Origin of the sequence: Micromonospora maritima, from assembly GCF_902825405.1 — a bacterium.
Lineage (GTDB): Bacteria > Actinomycetota > Actinomycetes > Mycobacteriales > Micromonosporaceae > Micromonospora > Micromonospora maritima.
In genome coordinates, this window is sequence record NZ_CADEAU010000564.1 from 1 (window position 1) to 3,207 (window position 3,207).

General features: G+C 74.0%; 6 protein-coding genes. All 6 read left to right on the forward strand.

Translation table 11 applies throughout. The features are described 5' to 3' along the window. The coding region (locus tag HUW36_RS29065; protein ID WP_174531041.1) for an FtsB family cell division protein at positions 1–496 on the forward strand (496 nt) is incomplete at its 5' end. A gap of 23 nt (positions 497–519) precedes the next feature. Next, entirely contained in the window at positions 520–1,077 is a 558-nt protein-coding gene (locus HUW36_RS29070) for a DUF501 domain-containing protein (protein ID WP_174531042.1), read from the forward strand. A 1-nt stretch (position 1,078) separates the two neighbouring features. Then, positions 1,079–1,591, forward strand: a complete 513-nt coding sequence (locus tag HUW36_RS29075) for an amino-acid N-acetyltransferase (RefSeq protein WP_174531043.1) — start codon at positions 1,079–1,081, stop codon at positions 1,589–1,591. Positions 1,592–1,632: 41 nt separating this feature from the next. Continuing rightward, positions 1,633–2,562, forward strand: coding sequence for a Ppx/GppA phosphatase family protein (locus tag HUW36_RS29080; RefSeq protein WP_174531045.1), 930 nt, complete (start codon positions 1,633–1,635; stop codon positions 2,560–2,562). A 93-nt stretch (positions 2,563–2,655) separates the two neighbouring features. Then, positions 2,656–2,988 (forward strand): PadR family transcriptional regulator, encoded by a 333-nt coding sequence (locus HUW36_RS29085; protein WP_174531044.1) that lies wholly within the window; start codon positions 2,656–2,658, stop codon positions 2,986–2,988. Further along, positions 2,985–3,207, forward strand: a 223-nt coding sequence (locus HUW36_RS29090) for an HAAS signaling domain-containing protein (RefSeq protein WP_425487277.1), incomplete at its 3' end; no start/stop codon positions are given. The genes HUW36_RS29085 and HUW36_RS29090, both read left to right, overlap by 4 nt.

Consider the following 3,207-nt stretch of genomic DNA (forward strand, 5'->3'; position numbering starts at 1 on the left):
CGGCGCGTCCCGGGCCACCGACGGCGTACGCTCCGCGAGCCGCCCGGCCGCGGCCCGGCGTACCGCGGCCGGTGGCGCGGTCAAGCGGCTCACCGCACCCCAACCCCGGCGCTTCACCGGGCGCGCCACCGTGCTGTTCGCGGTGTTGATCGCGCTCGCCCTGGGCTACACCTATCCGGTCCGGGTCTATCTGGACCAGCAGGCCGACATCGAACGGATGGAGGCCGCGCAGGCCGCGCAGCGCGCCGAGATCGACCGGCTCACCGCCGAGGCGGCCAAGTGGAAGGACCCGGAGTACGTCAAGACGCAGGCCCGGGAGCGGTTCTTCATGGGCAAGCCCGGCGAGACGCTGCTGGTGGTGCTCTCCGACCCGGACGGCGCCGCCAAGGACGCCGGCAAGGGGACCAGGACGGGGGCGCCGAAGCCGCCCGACCCCTGGTACGACACCCTGTGGTCGAGCGTGCGGGCGGCCAACGCCGAGCGCCAGGACAAGTGAGCTTTGATTCGAGAGGCACAACCTTGAGCGTCGTACCACCGCAGGAGCCGGCGGCGGACTCCGTACCCCCGCCGGAACGTCAGCCGGCCACCGAGGCCGACCTGGCCGCGGTGGCCGCGCAGCTCGGACGCCCGCCGCGCGGCACCCGGGCGGTGGCCCACCGGTGTCCGTGCGGCCTGCCCGACGTGGTGGAGACGACGCCCCGGCTGGCCGACGGCACGCCCTTCCCGACGCTGTTCTACCTGACCTGCCCGCGCGCAACGGCGGCGTGCAGCCGGCTGGAGTCGGCCGGGCTGATGAAGGAGATGGCCGACCGGCTGGCCGAGGACCCCGAGCTGGCCGCCCGTTACCGGGCCGCGCACGAGGACTACCTGGCCCGCCGGGAGGCGATCGGCGAGGTGCCGGAGATCGCCGGCATCTCGGCCGGCGGCATGCCGGGACGGGTGAAGTGCCTGCACGTGCACCTGGGCCACGCGCTCGGCGCCGGCCCGGGGGTGAACCCGTTCGGCGACGAGACGCTGGCGCTCGTGGAGAAGTGGTGGGCCGCCGGCCCCTGCGTGGACGTGCCCGCGGCGGAGTGAGATGAGCACCGCCGACGAGGTCGTGGTCCGCCGGGCCCGCACCGGTGACGTACGCGGCATCCGCCGGCTCGTCGACACCTACACCGACGACCGGCGGCTGCTCAGCAAGGCCACCGTGACGCTCTACGAGGACGTGCAGGAGTTCCGGGTGGCGGTCACCCCGGACGGCACGGTGGTCGGGTGCGGCGCGCTGCACGTCATGTGGGAGGACCTGGCGGAGATCCGCACGGTGGCGGTCGACCCGTCCTGCCGGGGGCACCGGATCGGGCACCGGATCGTCGGCGAGCTGATCGACGCGGCGCGGGAGGTCGGGGTCGCGCGGATCTTCGTGCTCACGTTCGAGACCGGCTTCTTCGGCAGCTTCGGGTTCCGCGAGATCGACGGCGCCCCGGTCCCGCAGCCGGTCTACGAGCAGTTGCTCCGCTCGTACGACGAGGGTGTGGCGGAGTTCCTCGACCTGGAACGGGTCAAGCCCAACACCCTCGGCAACAGCCGCATGCTCCTGCGCCTCTGACCGGTCGGGGCTGCCGTAGGGTGGCAGCCGTGAGCGCGCGTGTGGCTGCCATCGACTGCGGCACCAACTCCATCCGACTGCTGATCGCGGACCTGCCGGACCCGTCCGCGGGGGAGTCGGCGCCGCTGGTGGACGTGAGCCGGCGGATGGAGATCGTCCGGCTGGGACAGGGGGTCGACCGGACCGGCCGGCTCGCCCCGGAGGCGATCGAGCGGACCCGGGTGGCGCTGGCCGACTACGCGGCCGAGATCGAGAAGTCCGGCGCCGACCGGGTGCGGATGTGCGCCACCTCGGCCTCGCGCGACGCCTCGAACGCCGGCGACTTCCGGGCCATGGTCGAGCGCACCCTCGGGGTGGCGCCCGAGGTGGTGACCGGCGACGAGGAGGCCCGGCTGTCCTTCACCGGCGCGGTGCGTGGCCTGCCCGCCGACGCCCGGTCGCCGTACCTGGTGGTCGACATCGGCGGCGGCTCGACGGAGTTCGTCGTCGGTGACCGCGAGTCCGGCGTGCGGGGCGCGATCTCGGTGGACATTGGCTGCGTCCGGATGACCGAGCGGCACCTGCACGGCGATCCGCCCGGCCCGGCGGAGATCGCCGCCGCCGAGGCGGACGTCGCCGCAGCGGTGGACCGGGCGCTGGCCGCCGTGCCCGGCCGGGAGGCCGCCACGCTGGTCGGGCTCGCCGGCTCGGTCACCACCGTGGTGGCCCTGGCCGAGGGGCTCCGGGAGTACGACCCGGGCCGCATCCACCACGCCCGCGTCCCCTACGAGCGGGTGGCCTCGGTGACGGCCTACCTGCTCGGCGCCACCCGGGAGCAGCGACTGGCCGAGCCGGTGATGCACCCCGGCCGGGCCGACGTGATCGGCGCCGGCGCGCTGGTGCTCCGGATCATCATGGAACGGGCCGGCATGCCCTCCGTCATCGCCTCCGAGCACGACATCCTCGACGGCATAGCCTGGTCCCTCGCCTAACCCTCAGGGCCCCGGCCGTCGCCCCGCCCCGCGACCGCTGAAGCCGGGGTGTGTCGTTGACGGTATTCTGCAATGCGCAGTAGTGTGCGGAGCGTGGATACGACGCAGCTTCTCAAGGGTGTCCTCGACCTGGCCGTGCTCGCCGTGCTCAAGGACTCCGACGGCTACGGCTACGACATCCTGCGCCGGCTGCGGGAGGCGGGCCTGACCGAGGTCGGCGACGCCTCGGTCTACGGCACCCTGCGCCGGCTCTTCGCGGCCGGCCTGCTGACCACCTACGTGGTGCCGAGCGAATCCGGACCGCACCGCAAGTACTACTCGTTGAACGCCTCGGGGCGGGACCAGCTCACCCGCTCCGGCAAGACCTGGCGCTCGTTCGCCACCACCATGGACGCGCTGCTCGACGATCGGGGGATGGCGGCATGACCGTCACTGGGCAGGAGATCACGGACTACGTCGACCGGGTGCGGGCCGCGCTCGCCGACCTGCCGCCGTCCGTGCGGGACGAGTTGACCGAGGACCTTCCGGAGCACCTGGCCGAGGTCGCCGCCGAGGGCGACGGCGCCCTGGTCGACCGGCTCGGCCCGCCGGAGGCGTACGCGGCCGAGCTGCGGACCGTGGCCGGCGCGGAGCCGGGACGGCGGC